Origin of the sequence: Acinetobacter sp. G11 (genome assembly GCF_049808495.1) — a bacterium.
Lineage (GTDB): Bacteria > Pseudomonadota > Gammaproteobacteria > Pseudomonadales > Moraxellaceae > Acinetobacter > Acinetobacter kookii.
The window spans coordinates 1-11,945 of the sequence record NZ_JBNCAT010000016.1 but is presented as its reverse complement, the minus strand read 5'-3'; the positions used below and the strand labels follow the sequence as shown (position 1 = coordinate 11,945).

General features: G+C 44.2%; 10 protein-coding genes and 8 tRNA genes. 7 read left to right on the top strand and 11 right to left on the bottom strand.

Going from position 1 to position 11,945, the window contains the following annotated elements:
* The first annotated feature begins 98 nt into the window (after positions 1–98).
* From yccS to ACPUEY_RS07780, 4 genes are all read left to right on the top strand, one after another.
* Positions 99–2,273, top strand: a complete 2,175-nt coding sequence (yccS, locus tag ACPUEY_RS07795) for a YccS family putative transporter (protein ID WP_092818774.1) — start codon at positions 99–101, stop codon at positions 2,271–2,273.
* Between the two features lie 85 nt (positions 2,274–2,358).
* Positions 2,359–2,919: a YcxB family protein gene (locus ACPUEY_RS07790; RefSeq protein WP_131274834.1), complete on the top strand. Its 561-nt coding sequence runs from the start codon at positions 2,359–2,361 to the stop codon at positions 2,917–2,919.
* Between the two features lie 168 nt (positions 2,920–3,087).
* Positions 3,088–5,724: a PepSY domain-containing protein gene (locus ACPUEY_RS07785; protein ID WP_425121708.1), complete on the top strand. Its 2,637-nt coding sequence runs from the start codon at positions 3,088–3,090 to the stop codon at positions 5,722–5,724.
* Positions 5,725–5,844: 120 nt separating this feature from the next.
* Positions 5,845–6,627, top strand: coding sequence for a YdcF family protein (locus ACPUEY_RS07780; protein WP_425121707.1), 783 nt, complete (start codon positions 5,845–5,847; stop codon positions 6,625–6,627).
* A 2-nt stretch (positions 6,628–6,629) separates the two neighbouring features.
* Here ACPUEY_RS07780 and ACPUEY_RS07775 read toward each other — a convergent pair whose 3' ends face one another.
* The 11 genes from ACPUEY_RS07775 to ACPUEY_RS07725 form a co-directional block, all read right to left on the bottom strand.
* Positions 6,630–7,091 carry a DUF2750 domain-containing protein gene (locus ACPUEY_RS07775; RefSeq protein WP_092818778.1) on the bottom strand — a complete coding sequence of 154 codons (462 nt, stop codon included), beginning with the start codon at positions 7,089–7,091 and terminating at the stop codon, positions 6,630–6,632.
* A gap of 74 nt (positions 7,092–7,165) precedes the next feature.
* Positions 7,166–7,241: transfer RNA gene (locus tag ACPUEY_RS07770), tRNA-Val, on the bottom strand.
* An 87-nt stretch (positions 7,242–7,328) separates the two neighbouring features.
* Positions 7,329–7,405: transfer RNA gene (locus ACPUEY_RS07765), tRNA-Asp, on the bottom strand.
* Positions 7,406–7,463: 58 nt separating this feature from the next.
* A tRNA-Val gene (locus tag ACPUEY_RS07760) sits at positions 7,464–7,539 on the bottom strand.
* Between the two features lie 31 nt (positions 7,540–7,570).
* Positions 7,571–7,647: transfer RNA gene (locus ACPUEY_RS07755), tRNA-Asp, on the bottom strand.
* Between the two features lie 13 nt (positions 7,648–7,660).
* Positions 7,661–7,736, bottom strand: a tRNA-Val gene (locus ACPUEY_RS07750).
* A gap of 20 nt (positions 7,737–7,756) precedes the next feature.
* A tRNA-Asp gene (locus ACPUEY_RS07745) sits at positions 7,757–7,833 on the bottom strand.
* A 47-nt stretch (positions 7,834–7,880) separates the two neighbouring features.
* A tRNA-Asp gene (locus ACPUEY_RS07740) sits at positions 7,881–7,957 on the bottom strand.
* Positions 7,958–7,984: 27 nt separating this feature from the next.
* Positions 7,985–8,060 (bottom strand) — tRNA-Val (locus tag ACPUEY_RS07735).
* 306 nt (positions 8,061–8,366) lie between these two features.
* The gene (elsL, locus tag ACPUEY_RS07730; RefSeq protein ID WP_425121706.1) at positions 8,367–8,897 is read right to left on the bottom strand and encodes a cell wall-recycling L,D-carboxypeptidase ElsL; all 531 of its coding nucleotides are present in this window, start codon (positions 8,895–8,897) and stop codon (positions 8,367–8,369) included.
* A gap of 7 nt (positions 8,898–8,904) precedes the next feature.
* Positions 8,905–9,288, bottom strand: a complete 384-nt coding sequence (locus tag ACPUEY_RS07725; RefSeq protein WP_092818780.1) for a YbaN family protein — start codon at positions 9,286–9,288, stop codon at positions 8,905–8,907.
* 96 nt (positions 9,289–9,384) lie between these two features.
* Here ACPUEY_RS07725 and ACPUEY_RS07720 point away from each other — a divergent pair, with 96 nt between their 5' ends.
* From ACPUEY_RS07720 to dapE, 3 genes are all read left to right on the top strand, one after another.
* Entirely contained in the window at positions 9,385–10,281 is an 897-nt protein-coding gene (locus ACPUEY_RS07720) for a DUF1853 family protein (protein ID WP_425121705.1), read from the top strand.
* Positions 10,282–10,380: 99 nt separating this feature from the next.
* The gene (locus ACPUEY_RS07715; protein WP_092818782.1) at positions 10,381–10,530 is read left to right on the top strand and encodes an entericidin A/B family lipoprotein; all 150 of its coding nucleotides are present in this window, start codon (positions 10,381–10,383) and stop codon (positions 10,528–10,530) included.
* 131 nt (positions 10,531–10,661) lie between these two features.
* Positions 10,662–11,798, top strand: a complete 1,137-nt coding sequence (gene dapE / locus ACPUEY_RS07710; RefSeq protein ID WP_092818783.1) for a succinyl-diaminopimelate desuccinylase — start codon at positions 10,662–10,664, stop codon at positions 11,796–11,798.
* Positions 11,799–11,945: the final 147 nt, after the last annotated feature.

Here is an 11,945-nt window from a genome sequence, read left to right as displayed (position 1 = left end):
AGCTTACACTGTACATAGTATTATTTTAAGGATTGAGAGTGAAATTTCACATAATTTCACTTCCTGAGGCATACATCCTTTAGTGATTAGGACATAACTTGAAATCTTGGCTTACGCGTCTTAAACAAGCGACTTACAACACTACATTTATGTATAACCTGCGCATGATTATTGCCTTTGCAGGTACTGCCTTTGTGCCTTATGTTATGGGACAGCAGTTAGCCACTATTCCGCTGACCTTAGGCGTGGTGGCTGCCGGTTTAAGTGATATTGATGACCGCTTTTCAGTGCGGATCATGAACCTGATTTATACTTACATCGGCTTCTTTATTACTGCCGCCTCGATTTATTTTTTATTTCCTTATCCGGTTTTGTTTGCCATAGGGCTGATTGTGTCCTGCATTGGCTGGATTCTGCTCGGCTCATTAGGACGCCGTTATGCGACCATTTCCTATGGCTGTCTGGTGATCTCGGTCTATTCGATGCTCGGCGTTGGACTGTTTGATCAATGGTATATGCAGGCTGGACTGCTGGTTGCCGGTGCGATGTGGTATGGCCTGCTTTCCACCATCAGTTTTCTGTTATTTCCGGTTCGCCAGGTTCAGGACAAACTGTCCCAATGCTATTCATCACTGGGTGACTTCCTGTTTGCCAAATCGAACCTGTTTGATGTCGACATGACGCCAGACAGTTATCAGCAAAGCATGATTGAGCTGTCTTTGGAAAATGGCAAGCTGGTCGGTATTTTCAACGAGATGAAAACGGCCCTGTTAACTCGTTTAAAAGGCGACCGTGGACAGAAAGATACCCGTCGCAGCCTGCAATACTATTTTGTGGCTCAGGATATTCATGAACGTGCAGATTCAGCGCATATTGATTATCAAAAACTGGTCAAGATTTTTGAACATAGTGACATTTTATTTCGCTTTCAACGCATTCTCTCGATTCAGGGCAAAGCCTGTAAAGACTTGAGTTCCAGTATTTTAAATCGTGAAACCTATCAGCATAACAAACGCTTTAAACATGCCTTTGCCAATTTAAAGCTGTCTCTTGAGAAATTGCGCGCCGAACAGCAATACGATCAGGTTTGGGTCAATGCCTTATTTTCCCTGTATCAAAACTTAAAGTCGATTGATGCCCAACTTCGCAACGTAGAAACAGAACGGCATATCAAGTTCGATAAAAGCAAGCATATTGAAAACCAGTTGAAAGATGATGACTTAAAAGGCTGGGATGATATTGTGATTCGGATCAAGCAGCATTTAACCCCAGAGTCGGTGCTGTTTAGACACGCAATTCGTGTGTCCATCGTCTTGCTTATTGGCTATATTTTTGTTCAAGTGACCAATATTGAATATGGCTACTGGATTTTACTGACAGCTCTTTTTGTCAGCCAGCCCAACTTTAACGCCACCAAACGCCGCCTGCGCCTACGGATTGTCGGTACCTTGGTCGGTATTATTCTCGGCTATGCCATTTTGTATTTTATTCCTTCGATCGAAGGTCAATTATTGCTGCTGATTTTAAGCGGGGTACTGTTCTTTGAATTACGCAGTAAGCAATATGCCCAGGCCACCGCTTTTATCACCATTTTGGCGTTAATCAATTTTAACCTTGATGGAATGGGTTTTGCCGCAGCCCTTCCGCGCATGATTGATACCTTGATTGGCTGTGCCTTGGCCTGGTTTGGGGTGAGTTTTATCTTTCCGGACTGGAAATTCCGTCGTTTACCCCGCACAATCCGACGCTCACTCACCGCTCAATGTGAATATTTGGCCGAAGTCATTGAACAGTACAAAAATGGGCGTAATAACGGTTTGAAATATCGTGTGGTGCGTCGTGCTGCACATAATAACGATGCAGATGTGGCCTCACTGATTTCCACCCTGGCCACAGAACCTGATTTTGATCCGACGCAAAAAAGCCAGGCCTTTGAATTCTTGTGCTTGAATCACACCCTGCTCAGCTATATTGCTGCACTGGGCGCACATCGTGAAAAAATTGCAGATCAGGAAGTTCTACAGTTATTGAACAAGGCTTTAGAGGATATTCGTGGGGCACTGTTAAATGATGAAGTACCTGACCTGACGGCACAGAATATGCTGAATACCATACGCCAACGCTTAAGCCAAAATAATGAAGATGATCAAAAATCGCTGATTGTTTTGCAGCAATTATCGTTAATGCTCAGTATTCTGAATCAACTCAGTCGTTTAAAGCAAAGCTTGAGCCATGACCGTGATGAAAAAGCCACCGAACTCGCCTCATTATAAATAGGATGATTTTGGAACAATATACTCACTGAATTGGTATAAATAATGCTAAACTTTTTACAGTTCTAAATTTGTTATTTTTATTATGACCGCGAAAAATTTATACGCTTATACCCTGCAGCCTGTGAACTATGAAATTTCCGAGGCTGAACAACGTCAAGCTCAACTTGCCATCTGGCGTAGCACCAATAAAATCGGCACCAAAGCCTGGATCATCATGGCAGCTGTGACCCTGCTTTCCATTGTCGGGATCATCTTGCTGAAAAACTATTCCACCATTTTCTGCTGGGTGGCTTTGGTCTGTGTACTTGCATATTTTCTCATCCGTAAATTCGGCCTGGAATGGTATGTAAAACGCAAGATGAATGAATTTCCGGTGCAGGAAATTAAAGGCATCCGTTTGGGCGTACAGCCTCACGGTATCGTGATGCGTCAGCAAATGGGCGCACAGGAAGGTGTCGGTGCGATTGGCTGGAAAGATATTTATGAGTGGTACAATACCCCGGACTTCATGTTGATTAACTTCAAGGTCAAAGGTCAGCAAGGTGCCTATATCTTGCCAAAGCGTATGGATTCCAAGAATTTTTCTTTCAATACCATTCGCAAGCACCTGACTGAAAGTGTGGGCGAAGCAAAACAGATTTAACGCGAACTCTAGCTAGACCCTTAAATAAAAACCTCCAGACTGGGGGTTTTTAATTCCGACAAAATTAAATGATAATGAGAATAAATATTACCTACAAAATCGATATCATTTTGGCAAAGTTCAGTTATAATTCAGTTTAATTCCGTTTCTCACCCTCTTTTTTCGGCTATGTTAAAAAAAATCTTTTTCCAGATTCACTGGTTTCTTGGTATTACTGCCGGGTTAATCCTCTCCCTTATGGGAGTGACCGGTGCCATTTATTCATATGAACAGCCCATCCAGAAATGGCTCAATCCGGCTAGCTATAGCGTCCAGGTTGAAAAACAAGATAAATTAACCCCTGCCGAACTGTATCAGCATTTTCAAAAAACTGATCCGGACATGAAAATTAACAGCATCACCGTGGCCAAAGACCCGACCGCATCTTCAAGCATTAATATTGTCAAGGAAGGTGCACGCAAGGGCTATACCATGATGATTAATCCTTATACAGCCGAAGTGTTACCGGAGATTAAAGGACGAGAATTTTTCAAGTTTATCGAGCAGTTGCATCGCAATTTAACCATCGGGCCGGTCGGCAAGCAGATCACCGGGGCCTGTACCCTCATGCTGATCTTTTTTGTACTCAGTGGTTTATATCTGCGCTGGCCGAAAAAGCATTCTTTTAAACAGTGGTTCATGCTCAAGCCACAATTGAAAGGTCGTAATTTCCTTTGGGACTTACATGCTGTGGTGGGTACCTGGGTGGTGATTTTCTTCCTGATTATCGCATGTACCGGCCTAACCTGGTCTTATGGCTGGTGGCGTAGCGGCTTGTATACCGTGATGGGTGTTGAACAGCCGCAAGCCAAGGGTGAAGCTGAAGCGCCAAAAGGTGGTGAAGCTCGCGGCAACCGTGAGGGTCCAAATGAAGCAATGCGTAATGCAGCTACAGGCAACCCTGAAAAAGCCGGTGAACCTCAGCGCGGTGAAAAACGCGAGAAAAAAGGCTTAAGCCCGGAACAGATCAATCTGGCTCTTAGCCAAAGCTGGAACGGCTTTAATGCTCAAGTAGGCCGCGATTATTCAAGCATTACCCTGAATATCCCGAAAAAAGCCAATGGTGAACTTGAAATTAGCTTTGTCGATGCCATTCCCCAGCATGAACGTGCACGCAACAAAGCCACATTTGACTATCAAGCATCCACCATCAAAGAGATGGAACTTTACGAAGACAAAAAACTCAACGAAAAAATCATGAGCAGCATGCTGCCGGTGCACCGTGGTAGCTTCTTTGGTCCGGTTTACCAGTTCCTGGCCATGCTGGCTGCTCTTAGCATGCCATTGTTCTTTGTCACTGGCTGGATGCTTTATCTTAAACGTCGTAAACAGAAGAAACAGACTCAAGCTGCACGTCAGGGCTTAACCGCAGTCAATATTGATGCCAATGCAAAACCCTGGCTGATTGTCTATGCCTCACAAACCGGCATGGCAGAACAGCTGGCATGGCGTACAGCCACCAGCCTGCAACAGGCGCATCAGCCTGCCAGTGTTAAATCTGTACAACATTTAAGTCTGGATGATTTAAAAAATACTGAACAGGTTTTATTTGTAGCCAGTACTTACGGTACCGGTGAAGCACCTGACTTAGCCTCGGGCTTTGTCAAAAAAATACTGAGCAAGCAAACGGATTTAAGCCATCTGCAATATGCAGTATTGGCCTTGGGTTCCCGTGAATATGCCGACACTTTCTGTCATTTCGGCCATGCAATTGATGACTGGTTAAAGCAGAATGGTGCCCAGCAGCTGTTTAATATCATTGAAGTGGATAATGCCAATCAAGAGCAGATTCAGGCATGGAATAGCGCTTTAGCCAACGTGACTCAACTTGAGTTACAAGCCATGAATATCGAAAAAACTTTCGATCGCTGGACTTTAACCCAACGTGATCTGCTCAACCCGAACAGCCTCGGTGCACCGGCCTTTAATATCGAGTTAAAACCGGATCATGAAGTAAACTGGCAAGCCGGTGATATCGCCGAGATTCAACCCGGTAACAGTGCTGAACGTATTGCCCTGTTTATGCAGCAGCATCAAATTCAGCCGAATACCCGTGTAGATTCGTTAAAGATCAATATTGAACAGGCCTTATGGAATAAAGATTTATCCGTTGAAGTTGAACCTTTTGCCAATTTGGATCATTTACTGGGGCAACTTCCAACGCTGCCTTCACGCGAATATTCCATTGCCAGCATTCCTTCACAGCAAGTTCTGCGTTTAGTGGTGCGCCAACAGTCCAATGCTCAGGGTCAATTGGGTCTGGGTTCAGGCTGGCTGACTCAGCATGCCCCATTAAATAGCGAGATTGCGCTGCGTATCCGAAACAATGAAGCTTTCCACCTGATTGATGACAACCGCCCTATCATTTGTATTGGTAACGGTACCGGTCTTGCCGGATTGATGAGTCTGCTACATGCACGTACCCGTCAGGACTATACGCAAAACTGGCTGATTTTTGGTGAACGCCAGCGTGAACATGACTTCTTCTATCAAAGCACGATTGAAGCCTGGCAAACGACCGGCATGCTGCAACGCCTGGATTTGGCCTTCTCGCGTGATCAGGCTGAAAAAGTCTATGTGCATCATAAATTGCGTGAACAGGCACAAGAGCTAAAAGCATGGCTTGACAAGGGTGCAGTGATTTACGTTTGCGGTAGCATCAACGGTATGGCCAGCGATGTCGATCAGGCCTTAACCGACATTCTGGGTGAAGCTGTAATTGATCAGCTACGTCAGGATGGACGTTATCGCCGTGATGTTTATTGATTTATCATTCAATCTCATGACTTAAATCAAGTAAAAAACCGAGCACTCAAGCTCGGTTTTTTATTTTTAAAGCCTATAATCCGTTTAAACTAAGCCCAATCTTTCATCCTGAGTCATTCTATGTCCAGCAGTGCTAAACGCAGTCTCAGCTTCATCATCGGCAGCTTACTGGTACTGGACAGTTTATGGTTACTCGCTTTGGATAAAATTGATTTAGGTATTATTTTTCCATTGATCATCGGTATAGGACTGATGCTCTATGCCCTGTTTTTTAACCGGATCCAAAACTTTATTCAGCTCACCTCGTTAAGACAGACCTTATGGCGCTGCGCATGGGCGGGATTTTTTCTCTGGATCAGCACATTAGTGATATTTTTCAGTTACCTGCAATATAGCATTCAGCAGTCCAATACTGTTCCGCCCGCTTCTGCCGTGATTATACTGGGCAGCGGCATTGAAAATGGCCGACCCTCTCCCACCTTAAAACAGCGTTTAGATGTTGGGGCTGCTTATGCCAAACGTTACCCGGAAGCCCTGCTGGTCGTGACCGGAGGTTTAGGATTTAAAGAACAGATTTCTGAAGCAGCCGTGATGTCTGAATATCTGCAACAACAGCATCATATTGACCCATCACGTATTTTATTAGAAGCTAAAAGTACCAGTACTGCAGAAAATCTGCGTAATGTGCAGCCTTTGCTGGCACAGCAACATATTTCCCTAAAGCAGCCTGTTGTCATTGTCAGCAGTGACTTTCATATTTTACGTGCCAAAGTCATCGCAAAACATCAAGGTTACCAACAGATTATTACCCTCAATGCCCCAACACCGCTCTATATTCGCTATAACTCCTGGTTACGCGAATATTTTGCCTTTATCAGTGGCTGGTTTTTACAAGAATACTAAAATCAGTTCAAACGAATGCTACGGGGTAAAGGCAGTTTTTCATCTTTAAACAATTCAGGTTTTTGCAGGTAAATCTGATACAGATAATTTTTAATATCCAATAATAATTTTTCTGGCGCCACCAGCACATTTTGCCCTTCCGGCGTTAAATCCATCGATACACAGGTACTTTCCTGACGTAAAAAAGGAATGACTTTTTCAACAAAATCTTTAAGTGAAATATCCTCAACGTGATAATTTGCCCAATTGTCTTTCACCAGCAATTTTGCCAGACCTTTGCTTTGCCAGATGGCAAATGCACGCTGACCGGTAGGCGTTGCACATAATGCCCAGCCATCTTCATACAGGGCATGAACATAACCTTGGCCTACAATCGTTTCAACAAATTGTTTGTAAATCTCTTGCGCGTTATAGCTATTATTTTGGTTTTTGGACGCAGCCTTGCGTTGATATGGATTTCTCATGATTTTTCAATAGTTAAAATTATTATTAACTAAAGATTTTAGGAGAAAAATAGAATTTGATCAAGGAGAATATATGGTGGGCGCTGACGGGATCGAACCGCCGACATTCTGCTTGTAAGGCAGACGCTCTACCAACTGAGCTAAGCGCCCTTGAGGAATAAAAATAGCACTGCTATTTTTATGACGCAAGAAGAAATCTTGCTTGAATTACATTTCCCAGTCAAGGAATCCAGAAAATGGCGCAGCGGACGGGACTCGAACCCGCGACCCCCGGCGTGACAGGCCGGTATTCTAACCAACTGAACTACCGCTGCATCACGATACTTATTTCTAAGTAGTTATATCTGAAAAAGAAAATATCTTTAAAAGATATGGTGGGCGCTGACGGGATCGAACCGCCGACATTCTGCTTGTAAGGCAGACGCTCTACCAACTGAGCTAAGCGCCCTTAAAGGGTCTTGCAATTTTGATTCTAAGGATGGCGCAGCGGACGGGACTCGAACCCGCGACCCCCGGCGTGACAGGCCGGTATTCTAACCAACTGAACTACCGCTGCATCGCAAAAAATCTGGTGGGCGCTGACGGGATCGAACCGCCGACATTCTGCTTGTAAGGCAGACGCTCTACCAACTGAGCTAAGCGCCCTCAAAAGGTCATCATGTAAATGGCGCAGCGGACGGGGCTCGAACCCGCGACCCCCGGCGTGACAGGCCGGTATTCTAACCAACTGAACTACCGCTGCACTTACACAATGTCGCTATTGTGGCAAACGAATATTAAGAACTTAAGTGGCGCAGCGGACGGGGCTCGAACCCGCGACCCCCGGCGTGACAGGCCGGTATTCTAACCAACTGAACTACCGCTGCACGAAAGTGTCTTAACGTTAAAGAGCTTGGTGGGCGCTGACGGGATCGAACCGCCGACATTCTGCTTGTAAGGCAGACGCTCTACCAACTGAGCTAAGCGCCCTTTAAAACGTCTTCATCGTTTGATGAGGTGCATTATAGAGAATCCTGACGGACTGTCAAACGCTTTTCTGACTGTTTTTGGTTTTTTACGTTTGAGTGATTAAAAAATAGGTTATTCGCTATAAAAACAAACAATTTCGACAACTTATTTACTATTTTTTGTAGAAACCTGAAAAATCACAGCATCATTTCTAGACAAGATTTTCCATAGTTTTGGAACTGATAGCGAATTCTGTTCTTTTTAAAACCCTCAATACATCCGAATTTTAAACTTTGCACTGCTTTGTCATTTTATTGATAAACGTATTTACAAGCGAATGCCTCTTTTACACTCTCTCAAATTCAAACGCTGTTCTGAAATAAAGACTAATGCATCTTCAGCGACCAGTTCGAATAATTCCACCACATCTTCATTACGCATCCGGATGCAGCCATGGGACATCGGAATGCCCATAGGTTCTGTATCGGGTGTGCCATGAATATAGATATAACGCTGAAAGGTGTCACAGCCCTCGCCCTGATTAAAATTTTCTTCCAGGCCGCTTAACCAGAGAATACGCGATAAAATCCAGTCGCGTTCAGGATATTGTGCAGCCAATGCAGCATCGTAGACCTCACCGGTTTGCTGCCGTGCTTTAAACACTGCATTTAGGGGAGCAGCATGTCCGAATTTGAGTGCTACTTTATGCCAGCCCCGAGGCGTCTTGCCGGAATTTTCCTGCTCACCGATCCCGTTTTTTCCTGTAGAGATGACATAAGACTTGTCACGTTTCGGCAAGATCAAGCTTTGTTCGGCCAAATCAATCCAGACATCTGCCTGTTCTAAAGAATATGTCATAAGAAAATTACTCGATGTCTTTAATCGGTTCAGCTGCGGGTTCAGGGCGTAGCCATAGCCAGATGGCAACGCTGAGCATGGTCAGGTCAGTGAAGATTTTCACCAATAGCGGCGCATTGGTAAATAACATGATCATTCCACTGATCAGCATCATGATACTGGCGAACCATTTTGCCTTGCGCGGTACAGTGCCATTCTCACGCCAGGCCCTTAAAGTCGCCCCATATTTAGGATGATTCAGTAACCAGGCATCCACTTGCGGCCAGCCTTTAGAGGCTGCCCAGGCAGCTAAAATCAGAAATACTGTTGTTGGCATACCCGGTAAAAGTGCCCCGATAAAGCCCAGGATGACAAAAATCATCACCAAACTTCGCCAAAACAACATTTTCATAGCACTGCCCTATACAACTAATTGCGGTAGTATAAAGTGTTTTTGCATATTATCCGTTGTCATTCTGCACTTTTTAATTTAACGCCCGGGGTTGCTATGTTTGCTTTAAATCAGGTCTCTCATCTTGATGAACCCTGGCTGCAATTTAAAAATCTACTGGTTCGGCAATTGGCCTTTTGCGTATGCAGTCCAAATATTTTATCGGACACTCCAGCCGAGCTGGTGTTAAAACATGCTTTTCAGTTTCATCCTGATGCCGTATGGCATGGCCATTTTCAAAATTATTATTCCAGACTGCTTTATTTAGATCAGCATCCGCAGGAATTAGAAAGATTTTTACACCAGCTTAAAAGCACGCGCCTAGGTCTGCGTTTTGAAATGTTTATCTGGTTTTGGCTGCTGGACCAGGATTATCATCCCTATCAATTGCTCGGGCACAGTATTCAAAAAATAGCGGGACTCCGAACCCTGGGTGAACTGGATTTTCTGTTATTGAATACCGAAACCAGAGCGGTTGAACACTGGGAAGTGGCTTTAAAATACTATCTGGCAGAACGGGATTGTTCTTTGCCCTTCTGGTACGGCTTGAACCGCAGTGATACTTTATTACGCAAATTGAATCACTTTAGCCAAAAGCAATTTCAGTTTGAGGATGCCCTGGAACACAAAATTGAACAGCGTTTTGCAGTACTTAAAGGACAACTCTATCTCCCTGTTGAAAGCACATTCAGCGCCCTTCCCCATTGGGTCAATCGACAACGACGTTTGGGCTATTGGGGAAGCCATATTCCTCCACAAAATGCTCACTTTTACCGTTTAGAGCGACTGGAATGGATTTGTCCAAAGCAGCATGTCAGTAGCGATACGGCACAGTGGTGGAGTAATGGCTTATATCGACAAAAAGATCAAAACAATTTCTATATGTACCGAAATGCCCCCTTACTTTCTCAGGGAATACACCGCCAATTTTATGAGAATTGTCTATTTTTATAACAAATGCTTACTTTTCTACCATCAAAAAACCCTATTGTTTACGCCGGGCATTAATTAACCTGAATTCACATCAAAATAATGAATGACTTGGAGATGATGATGAAAAAAATTCTTGCAGCTTCCCTCATTATTGCTTTTGCTTTAACTGGCTGTAATACGTTTAAAGGTGTGGGTAAAGATGTATCTAAAGCTGGAGAGGCCGTAACCGATACAGCAGAAAAAACGTCTGAGGAAATCCGCAAAAACTAGTTTATCTTCAGTTCACACAGAACCCTATCCAGGATAGGGTTTTTTTATGCCAATTTTATGGCAAACATTCACATTCAAGGGCATATTCGCCTATTATAGGGCGGACAAATTTATCGACTGATGAAAATCGCATGACATCTTCCGCTACCCTTGATTTAAGCCTGCAACTGTTACGTCAGCCTTCCGTGACCCCAATCGATCATAGCTGCCAAAATATCATGGCGGAACGTCTGGAAAAAATTGGCTTCACTATTGAACCGATGCGTTTTGAAGATGTGGATAATTTGTGGGCACGTAAAGGGACTGAAGAACCGGTACTTTGTTTTGCAGGTCATACCGATGTGGTCCCTACGGGCAATTTAGACGCCTGGAACTCGAATCCTTTCGTACCGGAAATTCGTGATGGCAAACTGTATGGCCGTGGCAGTGCCGACATGAAAACAGCACTGGCAGCCATGGTGGTGGCTTCTGAGCGTTTCGTGGCAAAACATCCAGACCATAAAGGTTCTATTGCATTTCTCATTACTTCCGATGAAGAAGGTCCATCCATTAACGGCACCGTGAAAGTTGTTGAAGCTTTGGAAGCACGCAATGAAAAAATGACCTGGTGTCTGGTGGGTGAGCCATCCAGTACCAATCAGTTGGGTGATGTGGTTAAAAATGGTCGTCGTGGTTCATTGAATGCCAAATTGACCGTAAAAGGCAAACAGGGACATGTGGCTTATCCTCACCTTGCCATCAACCCGATTCATACTGCATCTAAAGCCCTGGCTGAACTGTGCGACACGGTGTGGGACAATGGCAATGAATATTTCCCGGCAACGTCTTTCCAAATTTCCAATATCAATGCCGGTACCGGTGCAACCAACGTGGTTCCAGGCAGCATGAATCTTTTATTTAACTTCCGCTATTCAACCGAAGTTACTGCTGAACAGTTAAAAGCACGTACTTTAGAGATTCTTGACCGTCATCATGTGGATTACGATATTGAATGGACATTGTCCGGTCTGCCCTTCCTGACTCCAGTCGGTGAACTGGTCAATGCGGCTAAAAATGCCATTCGTAATGTCACCGGTATTGAAACTGAACTGTCTACCAGTGGCGGTACATCAGATGGCCGTTTCATTGCGCCTACAGGTGCACAGGTACTGGAACTCGGTGTATTGAATGCCAGCATTCACCAAATTAACGAACATGTAAATGTTGCCGATCTGGAACCCCTTGCTGAAATTTATGAACAAATTCTAGAAGGCTTATTGGCTCGCTAAAACAGTAACCTCATAAAATAAAAAAGGAACTTAACAGTCACTGCTGTCCCATAGTTTACTTTAAATAAAAAAACCTGAGTCCGAATAGTTAAAATATAAGTGCGAACAAACACTTTAACGACCAAGGACTCAGGTTTTGTCACATCA

Coding starts and splice junctions, on each gene's coding strand:
- ACPUEY_RS07790 (WP_131274834.1), top strand. CDS start 2,359: ATGACCGCGAAAAATTTATACGCTTATACCCTGCAGCCTGTGAACTAT.
- ACPUEY_RS07785 (WP_425121708.1), top strand. CDS start 3,088: ATGTTAAAAAAAATCTTTTTCCAGATTCACTGGTTTCTTGGTATTACT.
- ACPUEY_RS07780 (WP_425121707.1), top strand. CDS start 5,845: ATGTCCAGCAGTGCTAAACGCAGTCTCAGCTTCATCATCGGCAGCTTA.
- ACPUEY_RS07775 (WP_092818778.1), bottom strand. CDS start 7,091: ATGAGAAATCCATATCAACGCAAGGCTGCGTCCAAAAACCAAAATAAT.
- elsL (WP_425121706.1), bottom strand. CDS start 8,897: ATGACATATTCTTTAGAACAGGCAGATGTCTGGATTGATTTGGCCGAA.
- ACPUEY_RS07725 (WP_092818780.1), bottom strand. CDS start 9,288: ATGAAAATGTTGTTTTGGCGAAGTTTGGTGATGATTTTTGTCATCCTG.
- ACPUEY_RS07720 (WP_425121705.1), top strand. CDS start 9,385: ATGTTTGCTTTAAATCAGGTCTCTCATCTTGATGAACCCTGGCTGCAA.
- ACPUEY_RS07715 (WP_092818782.1), top strand. CDS start 10,381: ATGAAAAAAATTCTTGCAGCTTCCCTCATTATTGCTTTTGCTTTAACT.
- dapE (WP_092818783.1), top strand. CDS start 10,662: ATGACATCTTCCGCTACCCTTGATTTAAGCCTGCAACTGTTACGTCAG.